Source organism: Glutamicibacter sp. (assembly GCF_050701915.1).
In the GTDB taxonomy this organism is placed as follows: domain Bacteria; phylum Actinomycetota; class Actinomycetes; order Actinomycetales; family Micrococcaceae; genus Glutamicibacter.
The window spans coordinates 30,168-51,423 of record NZ_JBOGEG010000006.1 but is presented as its reverse complement, the minus strand read 5'-3'; the positions used below and the strand labels follow the sequence as shown (position 1 = coordinate 51,423).

19 protein-coding genes and 1 tRNA gene are annotated in these 21,256 nt (G+C 64.2%); 13 read left to right on the top strand and 7 right to left on the bottom strand.

Features of this window, described 5'->3' with window-relative positions; translation table 11 throughout:
• Window positions 1-59 precede the first annotated feature (59 nt).
• The 4 genes from ACRDT3_RS06270 to ACRDT3_RS06255 are packed head-to-tail and all read left to right on the top strand — an operon-like array spanning window position 60 to window position 2,439.
• A complete protein-coding gene (locus ACRDT3_RS06270) occupies window positions 60-764 on the top strand; it encodes an MBL fold metallo-hydrolase (RefSeq protein WP_431492161.1) in 705 nt (234 codons plus the stop codon).
• Window positions 761-1,597, top strand: coding sequence for a sulfurtransferase (locus ACRDT3_RS06265; RefSeq protein ID WP_431492160.1), 837 nt, complete (start codon window positions 761-763; stop codon window positions 1,595-1,597). Before ACRDT3_RS06270 ends, ACRDT3_RS06265 begins: the two co-directional genes overlap by 4 nt.
• Before the next feature lie 29 nt (window positions 1,598-1,626).
• Window positions 1,627-2,055 carry an HIT family protein gene (locus ACRDT3_RS06260; protein WP_431492159.1) on the top strand — a complete coding sequence of 143 codons (429 nt, stop codon included), beginning with the start codon at window positions 1,627-1,629 and terminating at the stop codon, window positions 2,053-2,055.
• 3 nt (window positions 2,056-2,058) lie between these two features.
• Window positions 2,059-2,439 carry a hypothetical protein gene (locus ACRDT3_RS06255; RefSeq protein ID WP_431492158.1) on the top strand — a complete coding sequence of 127 codons (381 nt, stop codon included), beginning with the start codon at window positions 2,059-2,061 and terminating at the stop codon, window positions 2,437-2,439.
• On the opposite strand, the gene ACRDT3_RS06250 is transcribed toward ACRDT3_RS06255, so the two are convergent.
• The gene (locus ACRDT3_RS06250) at window positions 2,436-2,870 is read right to left on the bottom strand and encodes an Lrp/AsnC family transcriptional regulator (RefSeq protein WP_431492157.1); all 435 of its coding nucleotides are present in this window, start codon (window positions 2,868-2,870) and stop codon (window positions 2,436-2,438) included. The genes ACRDT3_RS06255 and ACRDT3_RS06250 overlap by 4 nt on opposite strands.
• An 81-nt stretch (window positions 2,871-2,951) precedes the next feature.
• Here ACRDT3_RS06250 and ACRDT3_RS06245 point away from each other — a divergent pair, with 81 nt between their 5' ends.
• Together ACRDT3_RS06245 and ACRDT3_RS06240 are read left to right on the top strand one after the other, a co-directional pair.
• Window positions 2,952-3,728 (top strand): AzlC family ABC transporter permease, encoded by a 777-nt coding sequence (locus tag ACRDT3_RS06245; RefSeq protein ID WP_431492156.1) that lies wholly within the window; start codon window positions 2,952-2,954, stop codon window positions 3,726-3,728.
• Window positions 3,718-4,041 (top strand): branched-chain amino acid transporter permease, encoded by a 324-nt coding sequence (locus tag ACRDT3_RS06240; RefSeq protein WP_431492155.1) that lies wholly within the window; start codon window positions 3,718-3,720, stop codon window positions 4,039-4,041. The genes ACRDT3_RS06245 and ACRDT3_RS06240 overlap by 11 nt, the downstream gene beginning before the upstream one ends.
• Here ACRDT3_RS06240 and hrpA read toward each other — a convergent pair.
• A complete protein-coding gene (gene hrpA, locus ACRDT3_RS06235) occupies window positions 4,036-7,989 on the bottom strand; it encodes an ATP-dependent RNA helicase HrpA (RefSeq protein WP_431492154.1) in 3,954 nt (1,317 codons plus the stop codon). The two genes, ACRDT3_RS06240 and hrpA, sit on opposite strands and share 6 nt — an antisense overlap.
• A gap of 398 nt (window positions 7,990-8,387) precedes the next feature.
• On the opposite strand from hrpA, the gene ACRDT3_RS06230 reads away from it, so the two are divergent.
• The 3 genes from ACRDT3_RS06230 (at window position 8,388) to ACRDT3_RS06220 (ending at window position 11,184) form a co-directional block, all read left to right on the top strand.
• On the top strand, window positions 8,388-9,383 hold the full coding sequence (locus ACRDT3_RS06230; protein WP_431492153.1) for an ABC transporter substrate-binding protein: 996 nt from the start codon (window positions 8,388-8,390) through the stop codon (window positions 9,381-9,383).
• 99 nt (window positions 9,384-9,482) lie between these two features.
• Window positions 9,483-10,400: an ABC transporter permease gene (locus ACRDT3_RS06225; protein WP_431492152.1), complete on the top strand. Its 918-nt coding sequence runs from the start codon at window positions 9,483-9,485 to the stop codon at window positions 10,398-10,400.
• On the top strand, window positions 10,393-11,184 hold the full coding sequence (locus ACRDT3_RS06220; protein WP_431492151.1) for an ABC transporter ATP-binding protein: 792 nt from the start codon (window positions 10,393-10,395) through the stop codon (window positions 11,182-11,184). The genes ACRDT3_RS06225 and ACRDT3_RS06220 overlap by 8 nt, the downstream gene beginning before the upstream one ends.
• Window positions 11,185-11,853: 669 nt before the next feature.
• Here the strand turns inward: ACRDT3_RS06220 and ACRDT3_RS06215 are convergent.
• The 5 genes from ACRDT3_RS06215 to ACRDT3_RS06195 all read right to left on the bottom strand — a co-directional run bounded on the left by ACRDT3_RS06215 (window position 11,854) and on the right by ACRDT3_RS06195 (window position 15,602).
• Window positions 11,854-12,453: an HAD family hydrolase gene (locus ACRDT3_RS06215; RefSeq protein WP_431492227.1), complete on the bottom strand. Its 600-nt coding sequence runs from the start codon at window positions 12,451-12,453 to the stop codon at window positions 11,854-11,856.
• 13 nt (window positions 12,454-12,466) lie between these two features.
• Window positions 12,467-12,970, bottom strand: a complete 504-nt coding sequence (locus ACRDT3_RS06210) for a hypothetical protein (RefSeq protein WP_431492150.1) — start codon at window positions 12,968-12,970, stop codon at window positions 12,467-12,469.
• A gap of 413 nt (window positions 12,971-13,383) precedes the next feature.
• Window positions 13,384-14,580: an MFS transporter gene (locus tag ACRDT3_RS06205; RefSeq protein ID WP_431492149.1), complete on the bottom strand. Its 1,197-nt coding sequence runs from the start codon at window positions 14,578-14,580 to the stop codon at window positions 13,384-13,386.
• Window positions 14,581-14,702: 122 nt separating this feature from the next.
• Window positions 14,703-15,425 carry a VIT1/CCC1 transporter family protein gene (locus ACRDT3_RS06200; protein WP_431492148.1) on the bottom strand — a complete coding sequence of 241 codons (723 nt, stop codon included), beginning with the start codon at window positions 15,423-15,425 and terminating at the stop codon, window positions 14,703-14,705.
• A 101-nt stretch (window positions 15,426-15,526) separates the two neighbouring features.
• Window positions 15,527-15,602 (bottom strand) — tRNA-Arg (locus tag ACRDT3_RS06195).
• Window positions 15,603-15,767: 165 nt separating this feature from the next.
• On the opposite strand from ACRDT3_RS06195, the gene argS reads away from it, so the two are divergent.
• The 4 genes from argS to thrC are packed head-to-tail and all read left to right on the top strand — an operon-like array spanning window position 15,768 to window position 21,228.
• Entirely contained in the window at window positions 15,768-17,411 is a 1,644-nt protein-coding gene (gene argS, locus ACRDT3_RS06190) for an arginine--tRNA ligase (protein ID WP_431492147.1), read from the top strand.
• Window positions 17,412-17,417: 6 nt separating this feature from the next.
• Entirely contained in the window at window positions 17,418-18,839 is a 1,422-nt protein-coding gene (gene lysA / locus ACRDT3_RS06185; RefSeq protein ID WP_431492146.1) for a diaminopimelate decarboxylase, read from the top strand.
• Complete coding sequence (locus tag ACRDT3_RS06180) at window positions 18,840-20,126, top strand: homoserine dehydrogenase (RefSeq protein ID WP_431492145.1); 1,287 nt, start codon at window positions 18,840-18,842, stop codon at window positions 20,124-20,126.
• Between the two features lies 1 nt (window position 20,127).
• Complete coding sequence (gene thrC / locus ACRDT3_RS06175; RefSeq protein WP_431492144.1) at window positions 20,128-21,228, top strand: threonine synthase; 1,101 nt, start codon at window positions 20,128-20,130, stop codon at window positions 21,226-21,228.
• Window positions 21,229-21,256: the final 28 nt, after the last annotated feature.

The following is a 21,256-nucleotide window of genomic DNA, read 5'->3' as shown; positions in this document are numbered from 1 at the left end:
TGCGTTGCAATGCGTGTCTGGCTCTGGCATGGGCGGGGCGCTGAGCCTACGCTAAGGATATGCGCATCATACTTAGGGGCCATTCCTGCTTGGAATTGGGCACGATAGACGGCAAGGTATTGCTGGATCCGGGCGGATTCTCGCAGCTTGAAGACGCGTTCGACGGCATCAATGCCGTGCTGATCACCCATGAGCATGCTGACCATGCCGACCAGCCGGCCATTGCCGCCGCGTTGGAAGCGAACTCCATCCTGGAGCTCTACGCACCGGCCGCGCTGGCGCAGGCGATGCGCGATCAGCTGCCGCCCGCCGCCCAATCCCAGGTGGTTACGGTGCGAGCCGGGGCCGATTTCATTGTCGGCGGCATTCGCATACGGACTTTCGGCGGCACCCACGCCACCATCCACCATTCGATTCGGCTGGTTGCCAACGTGGGCTACCTCTTGGGGGACCGCGCGGTAGGCCAGCTGGAGGTCTTCCACCCGGGCGACAGCTACCAGGTGCCCGTTGGGGCGCAACCCGATGTGCTGCTGCTGCCGGTGATGGCCCCGTGGGGCAAGATGGCCGAAGCCGCCGACTTCGCGGTAGCCGTGGATGCCCGGTGCTGGATGCCGATCCACGACGGGCTGCTCAATGCGAACGGGCTGGGGCTTTTCGACCGCCAGCTCGGCGCGATCGCCCAGCGGGCAGGATGCAGCTACCTGCGCTTGGAACCCGGAATCGAACATCATCTCGACGAGCTGCTGGGAGGCACCAACGAATGAACCCCTTGATAAGCGCCGCGCAGCTTCGCGAAATCCTGGACACCGGGGGCAAGCCGGTACTGCTCGATGTGCGGTGGGTCCTGGGGCGCGATGACGGGGCGCAGAGCTACGCCGCCGGGCATATCCCGGGCGCGGTGTTCGTCGACCTGGAAAAAGAGCTTTCCGGTGCGCCGGGCGAACATACCGGCCGCCACCCGCTGCCCCTGCCGGTGGACTTCGAGGATGCCGCCCGCGGCTGGGGGATCAATGCCCAGAGCCACGTGGTGGTGTACGACAACGCCGGCGCCCTCGCCGCGGCCCGCGCCTGGTGGCTCTTGCGCCATGCCGGATTCGACCGCGTGCAGGTGCTCGACGGGGGACTGGGAGCCTGGACCGAATCCGGCGGGCAGCTGGCACTGGGCTACGAGCAAGCCGCCAGGGGCAGCGTTTCGCTGTCGTGGGGCCGGATGCCGGTGGTGGAGTACGAGGAGCTGAGCACCTTGCCCGGCACGCTGATCGATTCGCGGGCCACCGCACGCTACCTGGGCATCGAGGAACCCATCGACCCGGTGGCCGGGCATATTCCCGGTGCGCTGAACCGTCCCACCACCGACAACCTCGACGCGCAGATGCGTTTCTGGGCCCCGGAGGTGCTGCATGGCAGCTTCGTGAGGTTGGGCGCTGACCGGCCGGGATCGGCCGCCTACTGCGGTTCCGGGATCACCGCGGCGCACCAGGTGCTGGCCGCGGCAATTGCCGGGATCCCGCTGGGGCTGTTCCCCGGCAGCTGGTCCGAATACTGCTCGTACCCGGATGCGCCGGTCGCCACGAGCGACGAGAAGCACCGCCACTAGAATTCCGCCATCAACCAGGAAAGGCAGCAATGAGTACGCTGTTCACCAAGATCATCAACGGGCAGATCCCGGGCCGCTTCGTGTGGAAGGACGAGAGCTGCGTGGCGTTCCTGTCCATCGGGCCGCTGTCCGACGGGCACACCCTAGTGGTTCCGCGCGAGGAAATCGACGAGTTCACCGATGCCTCCGACGAGCTGGTTGCGCACCTGACCTTGGTGGCCACCAAGATCGGACGCACCCAGAAGCGCGTCTTCTCCGCGCAGCGCGCGGGGCTGATGATCGCCGGATTCGAGGTGCCCCACCTGCATGTGCATGTCTGGCCGACCAACTCGCTGGCAGACTTCGACCTGTCCAATGCGGCCGATAACCCGGATCCGCAGGCGATGGAGAACAACGCGCAGGCACTGCGTGCGGGCCTGCGCGAAGATGGCCACGGCGAATTCGTGCCGGAGGCCTAGCGGGTGGAATTCATCCGCTACCAGGGCACCGAGCCCAATCACCGCGGCGTGCACCTCGGGATTTTCGCGCTGGCCAATTCACTGGGCCACGGCGGGAAGCTGAGCGCCGCCGAACACGCCATCTGGCGTGCGGGCAATGACTGGTACGACGCTGCCTATCCGAACCCGAGCCGCACCCATCCGGGAATCTACGATCATGCGATCAACCCCGGGGCTGTGGCGTGGTTCAAGGGCAGCGCCCGGCATCTGCTGGCGCGCGTCGAGCCCTATTTGCGGTTGCTCGACGCGCACCGGGTCGGCTGGGAGAAGCTGGAAAGCAGTGCTCCGGGCACCATCATCTACGAGGACCAGGTGCAGGTCATCGCCACGCCCGAGGCGCCTTAGCCCTTCACCCGGCGCATGGTCATATGGGAGGTGACCCGGCGGACCGCCGGAAGCGCGGTCAGCTTGGGAATCAGGTCCCGGTCGTAGGCCTCGGCATCGGCCACCTGGATGCGCAGGAAGTAGTCGGGCTGGCCGTAGAGGCGCCGTATTTCGGTGACGCCCGCAACGGTGTCCACCGCCTTCTCGAATTCGTCGAGGCTGTGCTCGTTGTTCATTTCGACGTCGATGGCCACGGTGACCTCGAAGCCCCTGCCGTAGGCCTTGGGATTGACGATCGCCTTGTAGCCATTGATGATTCCCTCGGCCTCCAGGCGCTGGACGCGGCGCAGGCAGGGAGCGGGGGTCAGGCCCACCCTGCGCGAGAGCTCGAGGTTGCTGATGCGGCCGTCATTTTCCAGTTCGGCAATAATTGCGCGGTCAAGATCATCCATGCATCTATTATTGCCGATCGGACCCCTTGCTTGGCTAGAATTGGCAACCATATTTGGCCTGTAATTTCCTAATATTGCTTCATGATCGAAAAATTGGCAATTAAAGGCCCGCAGCCTTTCGCCGAAGAGGACCGATGGCAGCAGATCAGGCTGGGCGCGAAAAATGTGCTTCCCGCCAGTCTTGCGGTAATGCCATTGGGCCTGGCCCTGGGCGTGCTGCTGGTGCGCTCGGGATTGCCCTGGTGGTCAGCTCCCTTGCTTGCCGGGCTGGTGTTCGCCGGTTCCCTGGAATTCCTCTTGATCGGGCTGCTTGCCGCCATGGCGCCGCTGTCCCATATCGCCCTGACCACGCTGGTAGTCAACTTCCGCCACGTATTCTATGCGATCTCTTTCCCGCTGCATCGGGTCCAGGGCAAGGGAGCGAAGCTCTACAGCATGCATGCGCTGACCGATGAGGCCTACGCGCTGACCTTGCAGGCCGAGCGGGAGGACTATTCCTCGACGCGGATCCTGGCCATCCAGGGCCTGTTCCATGCAAGCTGGACCACCAGCGTGCTGGGCGGATCGCTGCTGGGGGCGATGATCCCCGAATCCATCAGGGGCCTGGAATTCGCGGTGACCGCATTGTTTGCCGTGCTGGCGATCGAAGCGTTCAAGGCGTACCGCAGTGTGCCGCTGTCCATGCTGGCGCTGATCAGCGCCGTGGCGGCCAGCTGGATCGCACCGCAGAGCATGATGGTGGTGGCCATGCTGGTCTTCCTGGTCGGACTGGCGGTGGCCTACCTGCTGCGCTGGCGCACCGGCGCCGCTCAGCAGGCCGGCGGGCAACAGGCGGGAGAAGCAGCCGATGCCCGATAGCCTCTACCTCTTCTCGGCCATCGCGCTGAGCACCGCAGTGACCTTCGGGCTGCGCGCCTTGCCCTTCGCCTTCATCGCCAAATTGCGCAGCAACGCGTTCATCAATTACCTGGCCCTGCGCATGCCCTTGGGAATCATGGTGGTGCTGGTTGCTTCCACCGTGCCTGCCGGCATCGCGGATCTGGCCGTGGCGTGGCCGGTGGCCACCGCCCTGGCGGCCACCGTGGTGCTGCACCTGCTCAAGTCCAACGCGGTGCTCAGCGTGCTGGGCGGGACCGCCGTCTATGTCGGGATCCTCAGCTGGCCGCTATAGCTCGGCCAGCGAATCCTTGATGGCCTTGCGGATGCGCTTCTCGCTGACCGTATAGGCGGTGCCCAGTTCCTGGGCAAACAGCGAAATGCGCATTTCCTCCAGCATCCACTTGACCTGGGCCAAGCTCGCCGGCACGCGGGCGCCGGGCGGAACGCGGTCCAGGGCGGTATCGTATTCGCCCTCCAGCTTCTGGATCACGACCAGGGCCTGCGAATCGCGGGTGACCGCACCGCCGCGCAGCTTCTCCAGGCGCAGCTCGATGCCCTGCACATAGCGCGGCAGGCGCATCAGGTGCGGCGCGCCGGTAGCGGCGATGAACCCCGGGTAGATCAGCTGTTCCAGCTGCGAACGGATATCGGTCACGGCCGCGAACATCGCCAGGGACTTGGTGTTCTTCAGGTCCTTGCTGATGCGGGTGGAGGAGCCGAAGACCTTCGCCACGATCGCGGTAATGGTGAAGATCGTATCGATCTGATCGGCGCGCACGGTCTCGAAGAGGGCCTCGAAGCCGGCACGGTCCATCGGCAGCTGCTCGGGCACCAGCTGGTCCGCCGCCGCCATGGTGCAGTCGGCGATCAGCTTCTCGATGGAGCCGTGCGGGTTCTGCGTGAACACCAGTTTCTCGGAGTTGTTCAGGTGCGAGATCACGAACTTCGCCGCTGGCGGCAAGCGCAGCATCAGCAGCCGGATCACCCCGGAGCGGTGCGCCGCGTCGCGCTCGGACTGGGTGCGGAAGACCGTCAGGTCCACCTTTTCCCCGGTATCCACCAGGCCCGGATAGGCGGTGATTTGCTGGCCCATCACCGTGGTGGTGACCTTGGCCGGCAGCGTATCGCCCAGGGTGTCGCCCGAGGATTCCAGCTGCGGCCAATGATCCAGCGATTTCTGGTCCCACGCGCCGGTGGCCGCGGATGCCGCCGCCTTGGCGCCCTTCTTCCTCTGCTTCGACGCGGGTGCCGGCGATCCAGGCATCCCCGGCTTGCCGGCGGCCGCACCGGGGGAGTTGACCCCGCTGGCCAGAGCCGCGCGGTTGGCGGACGCGAACTTGTACTGCAAGGCAGCCAGGTCATCGCCGCCGCCCAGGACCTTGCCCGAAGCATCGGTGACGGTGAAGCCGAAGCGCAGGTGCGCGGGCAGCGTGGAGAAATCGAACACCGAAGGCTCGATGACCATGCCGCGCAGCCGGCGCAGCACCAGCGCCAGGGATTCGGCCAGGTCATCGGTGGCAGGATCGAAGTCCGCCTCCAGCATGGCCAGCGCCTTGGAGGCCACATCCGGGGCGGGCACGAAGTTCTTGCGGATCGCCTTGGGCATCGAACGGATCAATGCGGTGAGCAGCTCGTGGCGCAACCCCGGAATCAGCCACGCGAAGCGCGCGGGATCCAGCTGGTTCAAGAACACCACCGGCACCTTCAGCGAAACGCCATCGCCTTCACCCGGGGCCGCCGCGGGGTTGTACTCGTAGGACAGCGGCAGGTGGATGCTGCCCAGCTGCCAGGTGGTGGGGAACGCGGTTTCATCGACTGCATCGGACTCGGCCAGCAGCGCATCGGGGTCGAAGTCCAGCAGCGTCGGATCGGTGGCGCGGGCCTTCTTCCACCAGCGGTCGAAGTGGCGCTCCGAGTAGACCTCGGCGCCCACCCGGGCATCGTAGAAGGCGAAAAGGTCCTCATCGGAAATGCGCAGGTCATGGCGGCGCATGCGGGTTTCGAGCTCTTCGACTTCTTCCAGCAGGGCCCGGTTCTTCCCGAAGAACTCATGGCGGGTATGCCAATCGCCCTCCACCAGCGCGTGGCGGATGAACAGCTCGCGAGCCAGATCCTTGTCCACCCGCCAGTAGTGGAACTGGCGGCGCGGAATAACCGGCAGGCCGAAGAGCGTGACCTTCTCGTATCCCATGACCGAACCGGTGCGCTTGGACCAGTGCGGTTCGGAGGCGGTGCGCTTGAGCAGGTGCGGAGCCAGCTCCTCCACCCACTCAGGGGAGATTGCCGCGTTGGTGCGTGCCCAGAGCCGCGAGGTTTCCACCAGCTCGGCGGACATCACCCAGGTAGGGGACTTCTTGAACAATCCGGAGCCGGGGAAGATCGCGAAGCGGGTGCCGCGCGCGCCCAGGTAGTCGCGCTTGCGTTCGTTGTAGAGGCCGATATGGCCCAGCAGGCCCGAAAGCAGCGACTTGTGAACCTGGTCCTCATTGGCCGCCGGGTCGATCGGGGCGGCCGCCATGGTGATGCCCAGGGGCTTGGCCAGCTGGCGCAGCTGGGTGAACAGGTCCTGCCACTCGCGCACGCGCAGGTAGTTGATGAACTCGTTCTTGCACAGCCGCCGGAAAGCCGAGGAGGACAGCTCCCGCTGTTGCTCCTGCAGGTAGGCCCACAGGTTCAGCAGGGCGATGAAGTCCGATTTGCCGTCGGCGAAGCGCTTGTGCAGTTCCACCGCGCGGTCCCGCTGCCCGGTCTCCTGGCTTGGGCGCTCGCGGGGGTCCTGGATGCTCAGGCCGGCGGCCAGCACCATCACTTCCTTGGCCACGCCGCGCTGCGCGGATTCGACGATCATCCGGCCCAAGCGGACATCCAGCGGCAGCTGGGCCAGCTTGCGGCCGGTCTCGGTCAGCTTCGCGGCCTTGTCCTGCTCCAGCGCACCGAGTTCGCGCAGCAGGTTCACGCCATCGGTGATCGCCTTGGCTTCGGGGGGCTGGACGAACGGGAAGTTCGCGACCTCGGCCGCCGAAGCCACTACGCCCATGGAGATCATCTGCAAGATGACGCTGGCCAGATTGGTGCGCAGGATTTCCGGGTCGGTGAACTCGGGACGCCCTTCGTAGTCGGGCTCGGAGTACAGGCGGATGGCGATGCCCTCGGAAACGCGGCCGCATCGTCCCGAACGCTGGTTGGCGCTGGCCTGCGAGACGCGCTCGATGGGCAGGCGCTGCACCTTGGTGCGGTGCGAGTAGCGCGAAATGCGGGCGGTGCCGGTATCGACCACGTACTTGATGCCCGGCACGGTCAGCGAGGTCTCGGCAACGTTGGTGGCCAAGATGATGCGCGGGGCGCCACCGGGGTGGAAGACCCGGTGCTGCTCGGCCAGCGACAGGCGGGCGAACAGGGGAAGCACCTCATAGCGCGGCAGGCGCTTATTGGCGGTGACCATGGCGCGCAATGCCTCGGCCGCGTCACGGATCTCGCGCTCGCCGGAGAAGAAGATCAGGATATCGCCCGGTGCTTCGCCGCTCAGCTCCTTGACCGCATCGGTGACCGCATCCAGCGGATCGCGCTCTTCCTCCAGCGAATTCTCCCGGGCCTCATCCGCGTCGACCTCAAGCTCGGCCTGCAGCGGGCGGTAGCGCAGCTCGACGGGGAAGGTGCGCCCGGAGACTTCCAGGATCGGGGCAGGGGCGACTTCGCCGCCCGGCAGCGGCTTGCCGAAATGCTCGGCAAAGCGCTGCGGGTCAATGGTGGCCGAGGTGATGATGATCTTCAGCTCGGGGCGCTTGGGCATGATCTGCTTGAGATAGCCCAGCAGGAAGTCGATGTTCAGGCTGCGCTCATGGGCCTCGTCGATGATGATCGCCGAGTACTTCTTGAGCAGCCTGTCGCGCTTGATCTCGGCCAGCAGGATGCCATCGGTCATCACCTTCAGCTTGGTCTTGCGCGAGACCTCGCCGGTGAAGCGCACGTGGAAGCCGACTTCATCGCCGATTTCGGTGCCCATTTCCTCGGCGATGCGCTCGGCCACGGTGCGCGCGGCCAGGCGCCGGGGCTGGGTGTGCCCGATCATGCCCTTCTCGGCCAGGCCGAGTTCGATGAGCATCTTGGGAAGCTGGGTGGTTTTGCCCGAACCGGTTTCGCCGGCGATTACCACGACCTGGTTTTCGCGCACCGCGGCGAGGATGTCCTCGCGGCGGGCTGAGACGGGAAGGGCTTCGGGATACGTAATGCTAAGCGCCATGATGTTCCCATTCTATTCGCGCCATGCATTTTCGTGGTGGCCGCCGGGCCGAAGTCCGGTTCGGCACCGAAAATGCGCTTCCGGCCGCATCGGTCCAGGAGTCAAATTTTCAGATTGTCCAAGCAAATGTCGACAAGTTCAGGCCGGTAAATACAAAACTTCCAGATTCCGCTGCCGTCTGGATCATTTGTGTCCACAGGAACCGGTATCAAGATGCAAACGTCTAGGAATCGACCTTGATTGTAGGCAAGGTGAGGTCGTTCACATGTAAGATCGGGGGTAATCATCGACGTGATGCCTGGACGGTTCCCGCATGCTGCGCACCAGTTGCGCTTCATAACCGGGCATCCGCGCTATCGGTGGGAATCACTCGCAAGGGAACTTTGAAAGGAACTTCAATGAAGAGCTTCACCGCCATGAAATTCGCTGCCATCGCAGCAGCTGGCGCACTGGCCTTGACTGCCTGCGGCGGCAGTGGCGAGCAGGGCACCGCTGGGGGCGGCGACGATGCCGTCAAGATCGGCATCTCCCAGTTCGTCTCGCACCCTTCGCTGGACGCAGTGGTCACCGGCTTCAAGGCAGGCATGGAAGAAGCCGGCTACACGGGCGAGAAGATCAGCTACGACGAGAACAACGCCGAAACCGATCAGGCCACCAACACCTCGATTGCCGGCAAGCTCGCCGCTGATTCGGATATCGACCTGGTGCTGGCGATTGCTACCCCGTCGGCCCAGGCCGCCGCGCAGGCGATCACCAACGTCCCGGTGCTCTTCTCCGCTGTGACCGACCCGGTTGATGCCAAGCTGGTCGCCTCCAATGAAGCTCCGGGCGCGAACGTCACCGGCACCTCGGACATGAACCCGGTAGACGAGCAGCTGCAGCTGCTCAAGGACCTGGTGCCAGATGCCAAGAAGGTCGGCATCGTCTACTCCTCGGGTGAAGCCAACTCCGCAGTCCAGGTGAAGATGGCCAAGGAAGCTGCCAAGGGCCTGGGCCTGACCATTGAAGAAGCGGCTGTCTCGGCTTCCAGCGAAGTCCAGCAGGCCGCCAGCTCGCTGGATGTCGACGCGTACTACGTTCCGACCGACAACGCTGTCGTCTCCGCCCTGGAAGGCCTGCTGCAGGTTGCCCAGAAGAACAACGTGCCGGTGATTTCGGCTGACGGCGAGTCCGTCAAGCGCGGCGCTACCGCAACCTACGGAATCAACTACGAGAAGCTGGGCGAGCAGACCGCTGCCATGGCAGTGAAGCTGCTCAAGGGCGAGGCCGAGCCGGCAACCATGCCGGTGGAGACCATCTCCGAGGTCGATCTCTACCTGAATGAAAAGGCCGCCAAGAAGGTCGGCATCGAATTCACCGAAGAGATGAAGTCCGAAGCCGTCGAGGTCTACTAGACCCCGGCAACAACCTACCGACGAAAGGCGAGGCGCATAACCTGATGCCTCGCCTTTCGTCGTGATTACTCGCAAAACTTACAACTCAAGGATCCACACATGATCACAGCGGTTGAACTCGGCCTGATTTACGCCATCATGGCGCTCGGGGTGTACCTGACCTTCCGTATCCTGGACTTTCCCGACCTGACCGTCGACGGCAGCTTCACCACCGGTGCCGCCGTCGCCTCGGTAGGCATCGTGAACGGGATGAATCCCTGGCTGGCCACCGTGCTGGCCTTCTTCGCCGGCATGGTTGCCGGTGTCATTACCGGCCTGTTGCATACCAAGGGCAAGATCGATGGCCTGCTCGCCGGCATCCTGACCATGATCGCGCTGTACTCGATCAACCTGCGCATCATGGGCAAGGCCAATACCCCCTTGCTGGGGGAGGACACCCTGATCAGCCCGATGCGCGTCTCGGGCCTCCTCGGCTCATGGGCTTCGGTGTCAATCCTCTTTGCCGTCTGCCTGGCCTTCGTGGCAGCGATCGTCTGGTTCCTGCACACCGAGCTGGGCATGGCCATGCGCGCCACCGGCGACAACCAGGAAATGATCCGTTCCTTCGGCGTGAGCACCGACAACCAGAAGATCCTGGGCCTGGCGCTGTCCAACGGACTGGTGGCGCTCTCCGGTGCGGTCATCGCCCAGTACCAGGGCTTCGCCGATATCGGCATGGGCATCGGCCTGATCCTGATCGGCTTGGCCTCGGTCATCGTCGGCCAGGCGATCTTCACCCAGCGCTACATCTGGCTGGCCGCCATCGCGGTGGTCTTCGGCGCCGTGATCTACCGCCTGGTCATCCAGATGGCCTTGTCGGCGGGCCTGGAGGTCAACGACATGAAGCTGATCTCCGCGGTCCTCGTTGTCGTCGCCCTGCTGCTGCCGAAGTGGAAGGGCTTCCAGAGGATCATCAAGAACTTCAAGCGCACCCCAGCAGCAGTTGAAACCAAGGAAGAGGTTCGCACCAATGCTTGAAATCAAGAACCTGTCGCGGACGTTCTTCCCGGGAACCGTCAACGAGCGCAAGGCGCTGCGCAACATCAACCTGAACCTGTCGGACGGTGAATTCGTCACCGTCATCGGCTCCAACGGCGCCGGCAAGTCCACCGTGCTGAACATGGTTGCAGGCAAGCTGCAGCCCGATGCCGGTTCGGTGACCATCGCGGGCAAGAACGTCACCAAAATGGCCGACTACACCCGCGCCAAGTACATCGGCCGGGTATTCCAGGATCCGATGGCCGGCACCGCGCCGACCATGTCCATCGAGGAGAACATGGCGCTGGCTTACGCCCGCGGCCGTTTCCGCGGTCTGGGCATGGGCGTGGGCTCCAAGCGGCGCGAGCTGTTCGTCGAGGAGCTCAAGAGCCTGGAGCTCGGTTTGGAAGGCCGCTTGAAGACCAAGGTGGGCCTGCTCTCCGGAGGCCAGCGCCAGGCGCTGAGCCTGCTGATGGCCACCTTCTCCAAGCCGAAGATCCTGCTGCTCGATGAGCACACCGCGGCTTTGGATCCGCAGCGTGCGGCGCTGGTGTCGCGCTTGACCAAGGAGATCGTCGAACGCCACAAGCTGACCACCTTGATGGTGACGCACAACATGGAACAGGCATTGCAGCTGGGCACCCGGCTGATCATGATGCACGACGGGCAGATCATCCTGGACCTGGACCAGGAAGAGAAGTCCAAGATGACCGTCAAGGACCTGCTGGAGGAGTTCAGCAAGATCAAGGGCGCACAGCTCGATGACAAGACCATGCTCCAGTAGCAGCTGATCAGCATCCGCGCAGGCCCCGCACCCGATGGGTGCGGGGCCTGCAGTGGTTAAAGGAACCCCCGACCAGCACCGGAGTGCTGCAGCCGTCGCCATGGTGACCGCGTCGCGGCCAGTACCAACCCAAGAGGCCAGGCCAGGACCCCGCTGGCAAACTACGCCTCTTCGGGCGGCAATTTGCTGCATGGTTCCTTGCGGACGGGATTCAAAGCGCTTGAACCGCCGGTGCAAGTTGATTTCAACCTCGATGGCTTTTCCAAGAACGGGCAGTGCATCGTCTGCAGATCCTACGTGGTCGATTGGCCAGTCGGTGTGCTTGGAGTCCTGCCGGCGATTCGTGAATGCCTGTTCCTGCCCGATGCATGATCCTGGAATCGCGACCGAGCGGCGAGTCTTATTCTCCGGCACAGCATCTGCCAGCCGATCGCCGCCTGCAAAGCCCGGAACGGTCTACATGATGCTGCTGGGCCAAAGCTTCAAGCGGAAGCCCGGCCATGAGCATCCGAGCCTCGGGGCAATCACCGGATGCCAGTTCGCTGGCCTGGCAGGGGTCCTTGCAGTTGCTGGAAAGCCAGTAGGTGCCGCCAACTCAGCTATCGACCGCCGCGGATCCGGCTGGATTCACCTGGATCGGCTGGCAAGAGCTACGAATCGTCAATTGGGCTAATCCCACAGATGCACCAATTCATTCAGTGAATGTATGCGGTAGTCGGCAAGAACGGATTCCGCTCTCCGGGCGTGAATATGTCCCCAGGGCCCGCGAACAACTAACGCAGTTTTCATTCCGGCCCGCCGTGCCGGCAAGACATCGTTATCGAGGCGATCTCCAACATAAAGGATAGAAGGTGCGGCGAACCCGGACTCCGCTATGATGCGAGCAAAGAATTTTCCAGATGGCTTGGCCACGCCCCTTTGCGCAGAGGAAGCGATGAAATCTGCCGAAACCCCAGCGGCGGACAATTGCTCAGCAGCACCTGAGGGCTGGTTACCTGCAATGCCCAGTGCCAGTCCAGAATGCTGTAGGGACCGAAGGCAAGCAATTGCGTCGGGGTAGAGATCAGCGAAAAGAATCTGTTTTCGATATTCAGGAGGAGGCACGGCGAGTTCCTCCCAAATCAGTCGATGGTCCTTGGAACGCTCAATCAGCGAGCCGAGCAGCGCATGGAAAGCAAAGGCCGGTATCCCGGCAGCTCGAGCTTGTTCGAGCCATTCACGAGACTTATCGACGAGTGTTTCACCGCCGCCGAATACGACCGTTCGTATTTCTGGAACTTTATCAGCGCCCAGTATCCGGTGCCTGCAAGTCTATGACGCATGATTGGCCTGTCAGGGTGCCATCGATGGTGAACGCCAAAACCAGTTGCCGGGCTTGACGTGGTGGCGCGGGGTGATAGATCCAGGTGGCGTCCCATTCGGTGCCAGTGCCGCCGACTCGTCCACCAACACAGGCATAGGTGGTGCCAACATCATCCGTGATGTTCGCCTTGATTGGTTCAAGAACTGCGTTGCTGGGCATTTGAGGTGCCGGACCGGCTTGTTCCGCGCCCTGCTCTTGCGCAATTTCGGCCCATGACTCCAGAGCATCGTGGAACAGCGAATCCAGCCGCCGGGTTTCATCATTGATGACTCCACGTAGGTCGAATCCCAAACCGGTTCCGCCCGCCGTGGCATAACGGGATGGCGGCAGTTTCGTGGTCAGGCTGAGCCCGGCAAAACGAAAATCAATCCCGCGGTGAGTAGCGATAACCAGATCCATCGGCGCGGAAATAATGCGTGGCATGGCCCCAGCCTACACTTCCCGCCACGCGCCGTGGAGATCTGCGCGCTCCTGTTGGGGAAGGCAAACACGACGAGACCTGCGAGCCGCTGGCGTATGCCACGTTCAAGAAGATCCGGCCTCGACTGTCCGAGGCGGATTTTGCGCAGTACGCCGTCATCAGCTCGATGCCGGGCAGATCTGGAGAGGCAGCGGATTGAATAATTTCTACGCGGCAGCAGGCTGTTGTGCTTGAACCGGGACATTGTGCGAGGTATTCACGCCGGATCGCGCCTTGGCGGCATCGGTTTGCCTCAGCAAGCAAGCGAACCCAAGGGTGTTCCCGGTGTTTTTTCCGGCGTTGCGGCCGCATGCGCTGCAGCAGGTTGGAGCGCAAGATCTTTGGTGCAGGCCAATCCGTGCCATGCAGCCACCGGTCACCGGGAATAGCCGGTGGCCCGTTCGAGCTTGGACAGCGCCTGCAAAGCGCAGAAGGCGAAAACAACTGCACCAGCGGCAACAGGAAGCGCCAGGCTGATCGTTCCGAGCAAGCCTCCGGCTGCCGCGCCCAGGGCCAGGCCGAGCAGCCCCAGCACCTTGCCCGCAGCGCTGACCCGTCCCATGAGGTTCTCCGGAACCAGCTGCTGGCGCAGGGACAGCGAGCAGATGTTCCAGATCACCGCATGCATGATGTACAGCGCCAGCATGATCCCGGCGAGAATTGCAGAGGCAGCGAAGGACAGGACACCGAGGCTCAGCGCACCGAGTGCGAGGCTGGACACGATGAGTTTCTTGAATCCCAGCACCCTGCGCAGCTTCGGCGCGATGGCGCTCCCGAGAAGCCCGCCCACCGCAGAGAATGCCAACAGCATTCCATAGCCTGCCGAATCCAGGCCGAGCCGTTCCCGGGCGAAAAGCACAAGGATGGAAAACGGAAGCATGTACCCGACGCTGGCCAAGCCGCCAATCAGCGCCAAAGCGCCAACCACCCGATGCTTCGCTAACCAGCTGATGCCTTCACGGGCTTCTGTCCAGAGATAGCTGCGCTCGCCGGCTGCGATGCTTCGCGCGCGGCCTCGCGGCAAGGCCAATGCGATCAGCCCTGCCGCAGTCCATAAGCCGCCGATGGAATACAGCGGCACGGCGGCAGCCGCGGCGAAAAGGACACCGCCCAGCGGGGGACCGGCGAATTCATCGGCGAGAAGCTGGGTGGCGGCAATCTTGCTGTTCGCTCGATCGAGGTTCCCGGGCAACTCCAGCTGGGGGAGAATCGCCACTGCCGCAGAATCGCAGATGCCCTCCAAGACCGAGATCAAGGCCATGGCCAGATACAGCAACAACAGGTTCGCTCCGTCGAACTGGAAACAGGAGGCCAGGGCCAGCAAGGCAAGACCGCGCAGGATATTGGCCGCGCTGAGCAAGCCGCGGCGCTCGAACCGGTCCACCCACACCCCGATGGGCAGTGCGAACAGCATGCGCACCACAGCGTAGCCCAGCGGCAGCCCGGCAATGAGCCGGGCATCGCTGGTCAATGAGGCGGCCAGCAACGGCAGCGCAATAAAAGCAAGCCCGTCGGCAAGGTTGGACAGCGCATTGGCTGCCCACAGCACACCGAATCCGCGTTGCCAGGTCACGGCCCCAGCCTATAAGGGCGAACGCCCGGAAACCGGCATTGGTCCGTTTGGGCACCAGCTTGGCCAGGGGTTCGGCCCCGCGGCCAGCAAGCCTTTCGCGGTCCAAGTCCGGCAAGCCAGGGCTAGATGATTCCGCTGGATCCCAGCAGCGTGCCGATCGAGAAGGTCGCGGCCAAGGCCAAGGCCCCGCCGATGACTAGCCTTGCTGCCGCCACGCGTTTGGCGCTTCCCCCGATATATGCGCTGAGCATGCCGGTGAAGGCGAGCGAAATCAGTACCGCGGCAAAGGTGATGGGAATGCGCACTTCGGCCGGTGGGAGCAATATGGCCAGCATCGGCAGGATCGCACCCGCAATGAAGGCCGCCGCAGAGGCATAGGCGGCGTGCCAGGGATTGGCCACTTCATTGGCATCGATATTCAGCTCCGCGGAAAGATGGGCCGCGAGGGCATCATGCTCGGTGAGTTCCCTGGCCACTTGGAGCGCGGTTTCGCGGCTGATTCCCTGGGACTGGTAGATCCCGGCCAGCTCGGCAAGTTCCGCTGCCGGATCGTCCGCAAGTTCCTGGCGTTCCTTCTCAATCAGCGCCTGCTGCGAATCGCGCTGGCTGCTGACCGAAACATACTCGCCCAGCGCCATGGAAACGGCACCGCCGATAACCGCCGCCATGCCCGCGACCAGGATGGGGGCCGACTGGTTGGTTACTCCGGCGACACCGACCACCGTGGCCGCGACGGAAACTATTCCGTCATTTGCCCCGAGCACCCCGGCGCGCAGCCAGTTCAGGCGTTCGGCGAAGTTGGCGTCATGCGGCTCGTTGGGATGGGCGCCTGTGGTATCGGTCATGAACCCTAGATAACCATCGAAGCAGCCGCAGGCGCTAGCGCCCGTGGAACTCGGGGCAAAAAAATAGCAGGTCCCGGTGAGACCAGGACCTGCAATTTGGGTGGTGCCCCTGAAAGGAATCGAACCTTCGGCCTTCTGCTCCGGAGGCAGACGCTCTATCCACTGAGCTACAGAGGCGTGTTGCTGGGCAACAAAAAAATACTATCAGGTCGTGACTTGATCTGCGCAATTCCAACACCCTGGCTCGCATGTGTTGCAAAAGTCACCGGGTTGGGCCAGTCTCACAGGCGATGCAAGTCATGAATGCTGAAGAAGCACGGCAATTACCGGTATTCTTGAACGGTGACTCCTGAAGAACTCTCCGCAGCAATATCCGCATGCCTCACCGAAGCCGTAACCGCCGGTGAAATCTCCGTCGAGGTGCCAGAGACCGTACGCGTGGACCGCCCGAAGAGCCGTGAACACGGCGACTGGGCTACCAACATCGCGCTGCAGCTGGGCAAGAAGGCCGGCATGGCCCCGCGCGACTTCGCCCAGATCCTGGCCACCCGACTTGCTTCAGTCCCAGGAGTCGGCGCCGTGGACATCGCAGGTCCCGGCTTCCTGAACATCACCCTTGACGCTGCTGCCGCCGGCTCGCTGGCCCGCACCATCGTGGAAAAGGGCTCCGCCTACGGCAACAACGATGCCCTGGCCGGCCACGTGGTCAACATGGAATTCGTATCCGCGAACCCAACCGGCCCGCTGCACATCGGCCACACCCGTTGGGCCGCACTGGGCGATGCCATCTCCCGCGTGCTGCGCGCTTCGGGAGCCAAGGTCACCAGCGAGTACTACATCAACGACGCCGGCAACCAGATGAACGTCTTCGCCAGCTCGGTGTACAACCGCATCCACGGCCTGCCAGTGCCAGAAGGCGGCTACCCCGGCGAATACATCAAGGAGCTGGGCGATACCGTCCTGGCCGGAAACCCGGAGCTGGGCACGCTGGATGAAGCGCAAGCCATCCCCGCCCTGCGCGACGCCGCCTACAAGGCGCAGCTGGAAGACATCAAGAGCACCCTGGCCGACTTCGGAGTGAGCTTCGACGTGTTCTTCTCCGAAACCACCTTGCATGAGGGCGGCGCCGTAGCCGACGCCGTGGCACGCCTGCGCGAGCAGGGCCACATCTTCGACCTGGATGGCGCGGTCTGGCTGCGCACCACCGATTTCGGCGATGACAAGGACCGCGTGCTGATCCGCGCCAACGGCGAGCCAACCTACTTCGCCGCGGACGCCGCCTACTACCTGTCCAAGAAGGACCGCGGCTTCGAAGAGAAGATCTACCTGCTGGGTGCCGACCACCACGGCTACGTCAACCGCCTGAAGGCGATTGCCGCCTGCGCGGGAGATGACAAGGAAAAGAACATCGAGGTGCTGATCGGCCAGCTGATTTCCGTCAACGGAGCCAAGCTGTCCAAGCGCGCCGGCAACATCATCGAGCTGCGCGATTTGATCAACTGGATCGGCGCCGACGCATTGCGCTACTCGCTGGCCCGTTTCCCGGCCGATTCGCCCATCGCGCTGGACCCCGAGCAGCTGAAGAAGAACACCAATGACAACCCGGTGTTCTACGTCCAGTACGCCCACGCCCGTTCGTGCGCCGCGGCCCGCAACGCCGCCGCCAAGGGCGCTACCCGTGATGGCTTCGATGCCGCCCTGCTGACCGACCCGACCGAAAACGAGCTGCTGGCCGTGCTCGGCCAGTTCCCGTCGGTGGTTGCAGGTGCCGCAGAATTCCGCGAACCGCACCGCATTGCCCGTTACCTGGAGCAGGTCGCCGGCGCCTACCACTCGTGGTATGCCGCAACCCGCATCACCCCGGTGGGCGAAGGCGAAGCGGTCGCACCGGTGCACGGCACCCGCCTGTGGCTGAACGACGCCGCCACCACCGTTTTGGCAAATGGATTGGAACTGCTGGGCGTTTCCGCCCCAGAGAGGATGTAAGACCTTATGGCCGTATCGCCGCTAGCCCCGCAATGGCTGCAATTCCCGGAAAACATCAACGCACTTCGGCAGATCGAGTGGGCTTCGGGGGTTTCCCGCGTGGCTGGCGGCGAACTGTCCATCCAGGGCATTCCGGTCTCCCAGCTGGCCGCCGAGTTCGGCACCCCGCTGTTCGTGCTCGACGAGAATGACTTCCGCGCCCGCGCCCGGGGATTCAAGACCGCGTTTGACGACGCGTTCAAGGACCTGTGCGGGTCAGTAGACGTCTACTACGCCGGCAAGGCATTCTTGTGCACCGAGGTGGCCCGCTGGGTCACCGCCGAGGGCCTGCGCCTGGACACCTGCTCGGGCGGCGAGCTGGCCGTGGCCAACGCCGCCAAGGTGCCGGCGGCCAACCTCTCGCTGCACGGGAACAACAAATCGGCTGCCGAGATCACCCGCGCCATCGACATGGGAGTGGGACGCCTGGTTATCGACTCGCTGGACGAGCTGGACCGGGTGATTTCGATCGCCGATGCCATGGGCAAGAGCGCGCAGGTCATGCTGCGCATTACCCCCGGAGTGCACGCCTCCACCCACGAGGCCATCGCCACCGCGCACGAGGACCAGAAGTTCGGCCTGTCCATCCTGGACGATGCCTCCGGCACTTCTCCTGCGCTGCGTGCGGTCGCCCAGGCGATCGAGGCGCAGAACATCAACCTGCTGGGCCTGCATGCCCACATCGGTTCGCAGATCTTCGAGGCCGAGGGCTTCGCCATGGTCGCCCGCACCATGCTTGGCCTGCTGGCCAAGATCCGCGGGATCCACGGTGTATCCCTGCCCGAGCTGGATCTGGGCGGCGGCTACGGCATTGCCTACACCTTGCAGGACCACCCCTCCACCCCGGCCAAGCTGGCCGGCCAGATGGCTGAAGTGGTCTCGGTGACCTGCGCCGAACTTGAGCTGGAATGCCCGCGCATTTCCATCGAGCCGGGACGCGCAATCGCCGGCCCGACCACCTTCACCCTCTACGAGGCCGGCGTGCGCAAGGACGTCCAGGTAGAAGGCGAATCAGGGGCGCTGCACCCGCGCCGCTACATTTCGGTGGACGGCGGGATGAGCGACAACCCGCGCCCGGTGCTCTACGACGCGCAATATACTGCCGTGCTGGCTAGCCGTATGACGCAAAGCGACGCAATTATTTCTCGTGTAGTTGGGAAACATTGCGAGTCAGGTGACATAGTCGTGAAGGACGTTTACCTGCCCGAGGACGTGGCGGCCGGCGATTTGCTCGCCGTTCCGGCCACCGGCGCCTACTGCTGGGCGCTGTCGAGCAACTACAACTACCTCACCCGCCCCGCGGTGGTAGCTGTACGCGATGGCCAAGCCCGTCTGATCGTGCGCAGGGAAACGGAAACAGACTTGTTGGCCCGTGACATGGGAGTTTAATTGAGCGGCGAAAAGAACCTGAAGGTAGCCCTGCTGGGTTGCGGCACGGTCGGGGCCCAGGTGGCCCGGATCCTGCTGGAAGATGCAAATGAACTGGCTGCCCGCTCGGGCGCCGGCCTGCAGCTGATTGGCATTGCCGTGCGCAACCCGGATGCCAAACGCGATGTAGCGCTGCCCCAGGAGCTTTTCACCACCGACGCCCACGGGCTGATCGCCCAGGCCGATGTGGTCATCGAACTGCTCGGCGGCATGGAGCCGGCCGGCGAGTACATCGCCGCCGCCCTGTCCAAGGGTGCCAGCGTCATTACCGGCAACAAGGCCCTGATCGCGCTCAAGGGCGCCCAGCTCAATGCCCTGGCTGCGCAAAACGGCGCCCAGCTGCGGTACGAGGCCGCGGTGGCCGGGGCCATCCCGATCCTGCGCCCGATCGCTGACTCGCTGGCCGGGGACCACATCACCAAGGTGATGGGCATCGTCAACGGCACCACCAACTTCATCCTCGACGCAATGGACACCACCGGTGCCGCATTCGACGACGTGCTGGCCGAAGCCCAGGCGCTGGGCTATGCGGAAGCCGATCCAACAGCCGACGTGGGCGGGCACGATGCCGCCGCGAAGGCCGCGATCCTGGCCTCGCTGGCCTTCCACACCACCGTGTCCTCGGAACAGGTCTGGACCCAGGGCATCACCGAAGTCACCGCCGCCGATGTCGCGGCCGCGGCCGCCGCCGGCTACGTGATCAAGCTGCTGGCCATCGCCGAGCAGGCCGAAGCCGGGATTTCGGTGCGCGTCTACCCAGCGCTGGTGCGCCGCAGCCACCCGCTGGCCACCGTGCATGGCGCGTTCAACGCCGTGTTCGTCGAAGCGCAGAACGCCGGCGACCTGATGTTCTACGGGGCTGGAGCCGGTGGCAACCCGACCGCGTCGGCGGTCATGGGCGACGTCGTTGCCGTGGCCCGCCAAATCGCTGCAGGAGCCCCGCTGCCCAACGGCTCGGTCAACCAGGCCCCACGGATGCTGGACTTCGAAGCCATCGACACCCGCTACTGGATTGGCCTGTCGGTCAAGGACCAGTCCGGCGTGCTGGCCGCCATCGCCACCGTCTTCGGCGAGCACGGGGTCTCCATCGAGTCGATGAGCCAGCAGGTGGACGCCGAAGCCGGCGCGCAGCTGCGCATCCTGACCCACCAGGGCACCGAAGCGGCCCTGGCCAGCACCGTCGAGGCGCTCACCGCGCTGGACGCGGTGCACTCTGTTCTATCCGTTATGCGAGTTGAAGGAAACTAACGTGGCTCACCAGTGGCGCGGAGTGATCCGCGAATATGCCGATCGCCTGCCAGTAGACGAAAACACGAAGGTCATCACCCTCGGCGAGGGCGGCACCCCGCTGGTCTACGCCCCGGCGCTGTCGGCAGAAACCGGCAACGAGGTGTACCTGAAGGTCGAGGGCATGAACCCGACCGGTTCCTTCAAGGACCGCGGCATGACCATGGCGATGACCGCAGCGGTCGCTGCCGGCGCCAAGGCCGTGGTGTGCGCCTCCACCGGCAACACCTCCGCTTCGGCCGCCGCCTACGCTACCCAGGCCGGGCTCAAGTGCGCGGTGCTGGTTCCCGATGGCAAGATCTCCATGGGCAAGATGTCCCAGGCAATCGCCCACGGCGCGGACATCATCCAGATCGACGGCAACTTCGACAACTGCCTGGAAGTCGCGCGCAAGCTGAGCGAGAACTACCCGGTGTTCCTGGTGAACTCGGTGAATCCGGCCCGCATCCAGGGCCAGAAGACCGGTGCCTTCGAGGTGGTCGACTTCCTGGGCGACGCCCCGGATTACCACCTGCTGCCGGTAGGCAACGCGGGCAACATCACCGCGTACTGGAAGGGCTACAAGGAGTATTGCTCGGCGTGGACCAACCAGGCCGGCAAGGTGCTGGAGCCGGTGTCGACCAAGACCCCGGTCATGTGGGGCTTCCAGGCTGCCGGGGCCGCCCCGATCGTGGCCGGCCACCCGATCACCGAACCGGATACCATCGCCACCGCGATCCGCATCGGCAACCCGGCATCCTGGGAACAGGCCGAAGCCGCCCGCGACGAGTCCGGCGGGCAGATCGACTCGGTCACCGATGAGCAGATCCTCGCCGCCCACCGTTGGCTCTCCTCGCGCGAGGGCGTCTTCGTGGAGCCTGCTTCGGCAGCCGGTGTCGCCGGCCTGCTCAAGCACCATGCCGCGGGCAACGCGCCAACTGGCAAGAAGATCGTGATCACCGTGACCGGCCATGGCCTCAAGGACCCGGATTGGGCCCTGAAGCAGGCCGACGGCTCGGAAGTTGCGCCGAAGAAGGTGGCCTTCGACGTGGTCGAGGTCGCTGGCGCACTGGGCCTGGCCTAGCAGCATTTCGCCGGCCAGCCGCCGGCAG

Excerpts from the sequence above, each read along its gene's own strand:
- ACRDT3_RS06270 (WP_431492161.1), top strand. The coding sequence starts at position 60 with ATGCGCATCATACTTAGGGGCCATTCCTGCTTGGAATTGGGCACGATA.
- ACRDT3_RS06265 (WP_431492160.1), top strand. The coding sequence starts at position 761 with ATGAACCCCTTGATAAGCGCCGCGCAGCTTCGCGAAATCCTGGACACC.
- ACRDT3_RS06260 (WP_431492159.1), top strand. The coding sequence starts at position 1,627 with ATGAGTACGCTGTTCACCAAGATCATCAACGGGCAGATCCCGGGCCGC.
- ACRDT3_RS06250 (WP_431492157.1), bottom strand. The coding sequence starts at position 2,870 with ATGGATGATCTTGACCGCGCAATTATTGCCGAACTGGAAAATGACGGC.
- ACRDT3_RS06245 (WP_431492156.1), top strand. The coding sequence starts at position 2,952 with ATGATCGAAAAATTGGCAATTAAAGGCCCGCAGCCTTTCGCCGAAGAG.
- ACRDT3_RS06240 (WP_431492155.1), top strand. The coding sequence starts at position 3,718 with ATGCCCGATAGCCTCTACCTCTTCTCGGCCATCGCGCTGAGCACCGCA.
- hrpA (WP_431492154.1), bottom strand. The coding sequence starts at position 7,989 with ATGGCGCTTAGCATTACGTATCCCGAAGCCCTTCCCGTCTCAGCCCGC.
- ACRDT3_RS06230 (WP_431492153.1), top strand. The coding sequence starts at position 8,388 with ATGAAGAGCTTCACCGCCATGAAATTCGCTGCCATCGCAGCAGCTGGC.
- ACRDT3_RS06225 (WP_431492152.1), top strand. The coding sequence starts at position 9,483 with ATGATCACAGCGGTTGAACTCGGCCTGATTTACGCCATCATGGCGCTC.
- ACRDT3_RS06220 (WP_431492151.1), top strand. The coding sequence starts at position 10,393 with ATGCTTGAAATCAAGAACCTGTCGCGGACGTTCTTCCCGGGAACCGTC.
- ACRDT3_RS06210 (WP_431492150.1), bottom strand. The coding sequence starts at position 12,970 with ATGCCACGCATTATTTCCGCGCCGATGGATCTGGTTATCGCTACTCAC.
- ACRDT3_RS06200 (WP_431492148.1), bottom strand. The coding sequence starts at position 15,425 with ATGACCGATACCACAGGCGCCCATCCCAACGAGCCGCATGACGCCAAC.
- lysA (WP_431492146.1), top strand. The coding sequence starts at position 17,418 with ATGGCCGTATCGCCGCTAGCCCCGCAATGGCTGCAATTCCCGGAAAAC.